This window comes from Spirosoma utsteinense, assembly GCF_014282275.1.
GTDB lineage: Bacteria > Bacteroidota > Bacteroidia > Cytophagales > Spirosomataceae > Spirosoma > Spirosoma utsteinense.
Map to the genome: position 1 here is coordinate 1 of NZ_VFIA01000111.1, position 3157 is coordinate 3157.

The following is a 3157-nucleotide window of genomic DNA, read 5'->3' on the forward strand; positions in this document are numbered from 1 at the left end:
TTTAGTAGAGGCAATCATTTTAAGTGAAGCGTGACAACACGCAGCAAAAGGGCGTCTGGGGGATGCCTAAGGCTTCTGGTGGCGATGAAGGACGTGGCAAGCGACGAAACGCTGTGGGGACCCGCTGGCAGGGGCTGATCCACAGGTGTCCGAATGGGGCAACCCATCATGTTGAAGACATGATACCTTTCGAGGGGCAAACGCGGTGAACTGAAACATCTAAGTAGCCGCAGGAAGAGAAAACAAGTCAGTGATTCCGTCAGTAGTGGCGAGCGAACGCGGAACAGCCCAAACCAATCATGTTACGGCATGATCGGGGTAGTAGGACCCGACATCAAGCTAACAAACGAACCGAAAGCACTTGGGAAAGTGCACCGCAGAGGGTGAGAGTCCCGTACGGGTCAGGGCGTTAGTGGGTTGGGGATCCTGAGTAGGGGGGAACCGGAGAAATTCCCTCTGAATCGGCCGGCACCATCCGGTAAGGCTAAATACGACCAGAAGACCGATAGCGCAGAGTACCGTGAGGGAAAGGTGAAAAGTACGGGGAGTACCCGGGTGAAATAGAACCTGAAACCAGGCGCCTACAAGCGGTTGGAGCCCTCCTGGAGGGGGTGACAGCGTGCCTTTTGCATAATGAGCCTACGAGTAACCGTCACTGGCGAGGTTAAGAGTGTAGACACTCGCAGCCGAAGCGAAAGCGAGTCTGAACAGGGCGTCTAGTCAGTGGGGGTTGACGCGAAACTTGGTGATCTACCCGTGGTCAGGTTGAAGGGGTGGTAACACACCGTGGAGGACCGAACCGATAAGCGTTGAAAAGCTTCCGGATGAACTGCGGGTAGGGGTGAAAGGCCAATCAAACTGAGAAATAGCTCGTACTCTCCGAAATGTTTTTAGGAACAGCGTTCAGTGTTACCACCGGTGAGGTAGAGCGACCAACAGGATGCGGGGGAGTCACATCCTACCAACTTCTGATGAACTCCGAATGCGCCGGTGGGTGCTGGGCAGTGAGGGCCTGGGTGCTAAGGTCCAGGTCCGAGAGGGGAACAACCCAGACCATCCGCTAAGGTCCCCAAGTGTGTGCTAAGTTGAACAAAGGCGGTCCGGCTGCTGGGACAGCCAGGAGGTTGGCTTGGAAGCAGCCATTCCTTTAAAGAGTGCGTAACAGCTCACTGGTCGAGCGGGGCGGGCGTCGATAATAAACGGGCATCAAGCACATCACCGAAGCGATGGACACATACTTTGAGTATGTTGTGGTAGGAGAGCATTCACAGGTCGGTGAAGGATAGGCGTGAGCCTTACTGGAGAGCTGTGAAAAGCAAATGTAGGCATAAGTAACGAGAATGGGGATGAGAACTCCCCACACCGAAAAGCTAAGGTTTCCTCCGCGATGGCAGTCATCGGAGGGTTAGTCGGGGTCTAAGGAGCAGGCGAAGGCCGGGCTTTGAGGGGAAAATGGTTAATAGTCCATTACTATCTATGCAGGCTGACTCATGACGGAGCGCCGGGGGTTCTGGGTCCGGACGGAAGTGGGCGCTGAGACAAGGCTTCGGCTGCGTCGAAGAACTGAAGGGGCTTCCAAGAAAAGTGAGAAGGCGTTAAGCGTATGGATACCCGTACCGTAAACCGACACAGGTAGCTGGGATGAAGATTCTAAGGTGCGCGAAAGAATCATGGTTAAGGAACTCGGCAAATTGACCCTGTAACTTCGGGAGAAGGGGGGCCTACTCAGTGATGGGAGGCTGCAGAGCAAAGGCCCAGGCGACTGTTTACCAAAAACACAGGACTCTGCCAAAATGAAAGTTGACGCATAGGGTCTGACACCTGCCCGGTGCTGGAAGGTTAAGGGGGGATGTTACCCGCAAGGGAAAGCATTGAACTGAAGCCCCAGTAAACGGCGGCCGTAACTATAACGGTCCTAAGGTAGCGAAATTCCTTGTCGGGTAAGTTCCGACCTGCACGAATGGTGTAACGATCTGGGCACTGTCTCAACCATGAGTTCGGTGAAATTGTAGTAGCGGTGAAGATGCCGCTTACCCGCCACGGGACGAAAAGACCCCGTGCACCTTTACTACAGCTTAACATGGATCGCCGGTCAGGCATGTGTAGGATAGGCGGGAGATTGCGAAGCGGTGTCGCCAGGCATCGTGGAATCAACCTTGAAATACCGCCCTTGGCTGACTGGCGGTCTAACCGCGAGAGTGGGACCGTGTTTGGTGGGTAGTTTGACTGGGGTGGTCACCTCCGAAAGGGTAACGGAGGTTTCCCAAGGTCCGCTCATGCCGGACGGTAATCGGCAGGGGAGTGCAATAGCAGAAGCGGGCTTGACAGTGAGGCACACAGGCCGATCTGGTGCGAAAGCAGGGTATAGTGATCCGGTGGTTCCGCATGGAAGGGCCATCGCTCAAAGGATAAAAGGTACGCCGGGGATAACAGGCTGATCTCCCCCAAGAGCTCACATCGACGGGGAGGTTTGGCACCTCGATGTCGGCTCGTCACATCCTGGGGCTGGAGAAGGTTCCAAGGGTTCGGCTGTTCGCCGATTAAAGTGGCACGCGAGCTGGGTTCAGAACGTCGTGAGACAGTTCGGTCTCTATCTGTGGTGGGCGTGGGAACACTGAGGGGGTCTGTCCTTAGTACGAGAGGACCGGGATGGACGCACCGCTGGCGGATCAGTTATCATGCCGATGGTATGGCTGAGTAGCTACGTGCGGTACAGATAAGCGCTGAAAGCATCTAAGTGCGAAACTGGCCCCAAGATGAGTGTTCCGGTATAAAGGGCCGTTGGAGACGACGACGTTGATAGGTGGCAGGTGGAGGTGTGGAGACACATAGAGCCGAGCCATACTAATGTGCCCGGACGCGAGTTGTCAAGGTTTTATTTACGAATGGCATCTGGCCACGTGAGTGGTAGGGTGCAGTGGGGTGATTGCCACGAGGAAAGAATAGTAGGGGGTCGTCAGGACGGCTGGATTCATACAAAGTCTCTCTCTGCGGGGAAAAAGACATTTGATCTTGGTCAGGTATTGTTAGCTGACAACAGGAATCAATCAGGTTGGTGCTGGTAAGGCGGGTGTTCACCTCTTCCATTTCGAACAGAGCCGTTAAGCCCCGTACTGCCGATGGTACTGCCGTCAAAGGCGGGAGAGTAGGAAGGTGC

2 rRNA genes are annotated in these 3157 nt (G+C 54.9%); both read left to right on the plus strand.

Annotated features, from left to right (window positions below):
- The first annotated feature begins 34 nt into the window (after positions 1-34).
- Positions 35-2869 (plus strand): 23S ribosomal RNA (locus tag FH603_RS27800).
- A 182-nt stretch (positions 2870-3051) separates the two neighbouring features.
- Positions 3052-3157 (plus strand): 5S ribosomal RNA (gene rrf / locus FH603_RS29410); the annotation flags it as partial.